Below are 1,511 nucleotides of genomic sequence, written 5' to 3' on the forward strand. Positions count from 1 at the left end.
TTCGCGCTCTACCGCCGCAACCTGCTGCTGCTGGTGGCGATCACCGCGGTCGTCCAGGTGCCCTTCGCCGTGCTCAACCTGGTGCTGTTTCTCGGCCTCGGGGTCGGGTCCGACCTCGACGCCGCCGGCTCCCGGGGCTTCTCCACCCTGGGCAACCCGGGCGGCACCCTCAACCCCGCCCAGATCACCGCGCTGAAGAGCCTCTCCCTCTACCTGGCGGTCGTGTTCGCGGTCCAGATGTTCGTGGTCCTGCCGCTCTCGCTGGCGGCGATGAGCCGGGCGGTCAGCGACCGGTACCTCGACCGTCCCGCCAGCCTCGGCACCTCCTACCAGGCCGCGCTCGGTCGCGCCGGACCGCTGCTCGGCGCCATCCTGCTGCTCCTGCTCCTGGTCGCCGGCCTCACCGTGGCGGTGGTCGTCGGGATCGGGGTGGCCGCCCTCCTCGGACCCGCCGGCGTGGTCCCGATCATCGGTCTGGGGATCGCCTGGACGGTGGCGCTGCCGGTGCTGGCGGTGCGCTCCACCCTCTTCGCCCAGGCGATCGTGGTCGAAGGCTCGGGCAGCTGGGCCGGGCTGCGGCGCAGCTGGCGGCTCACCCGCGGATTCTTCTGGCGGACCTTCGCGCTCCTGGTGGTGGTCTTCCTGCTCCAGTCGGTGGTGGGGGCGGTGATCCAGGTCCCGGTCGCGCTGCTGATCGGCGGGCTGAGCACCGGCGCCCAGCAGCTGATCGGCCAGGCGCTCGGGGCGGTGAGCTCGGTGGTGGTCTCCCCGCTCAGCCTGATCGCCCTCACCCTCGTCTACTACGACCTGCGCATCCGCAAGGAGGCCTTCGACATCGAGATGCTCGCCGCCTCGCTGTGAGCCGGCGGCGGGCGCTCGCCGCCCTTCTCCTCGCCGTCCTGCTCGGCGCGGCGCGGCCGCCCGCGGCGCTCGCCGCCACCCCCGACGCGGTCGCCTACGTCCAGCTCGTCGACGCGGCGGTGGCCCACCTCCAGGCCGCTCCACCCGAGGTCGACGCGGCGCTCGCGGCGGTGGCGTCGGCGCGGCGGCTCGCCCCGCCTCCCGGCGGTCTGCTCGGGCTGGTGACCGCCGACCTCGCCCGGGTCCCCCCCGACGTCGACGACGCGCTGACCCGGCTGCGGGCCGTCGCCGCGGTGCTCGCCCTGCCGCCCGGGGCCGAGCCCGGCGACGACGCGGCGGCGCGCCAGCGGCTGGCCGACGTCTACCGGCAGCCCGCCTTCGCCCACCTCGACCAGCCACCGAGCCAGTCGCCGCTCGCCCAGCTCTTCGACGCGCTGCGCCGCCTGGTCGGCGAGGCGACGCGCGTGCTCGGCACCAACGGGTCGCTGCTCGCCGGCGGCGCGGTGCTCCTCGCCGTTCTGGCGCTGGTGCTCCGCCTGGTCCACGGCGCCGGCGGCCGGCGGGCGCGCCGGGCGGCTCCGCAGCCCGAGGTGGCCCCGCTCGACTCCGAGGAGGAGTGGGCCGCCGCCGCCGCCGCGGCCGCGGCCGGC

Annotated in this window: 2 protein-coding genes; both read left to right on the forward strand. The window is 76.3% G+C overall.

Features of this window, described 5'->3' with window-relative positions; translation table 11 throughout:
- The coding region (locus VGL20_13345; protein HEY2704667.1) for a hypothetical protein at positions 1-861 on the forward strand (861 nt) is incomplete at its 5' end.
- The coding region (locus VGL20_13350) for a hypothetical protein (GenBank protein ID HEY2704668.1) at positions 858-1,511 on the forward strand (654 nt) is incomplete at its 3' end. The genes VGL20_13345 and VGL20_13350, both read left to right, overlap by 4 nt.

Source organism: Candidatus Dormiibacterota bacterium (assembly GCA_036495095.1).
In the GTDB taxonomy this organism is placed as follows: Bacteria; Chloroflexota; Dormibacteria; order Aeolococcales; family Aeolococcaceae; genus CF-96.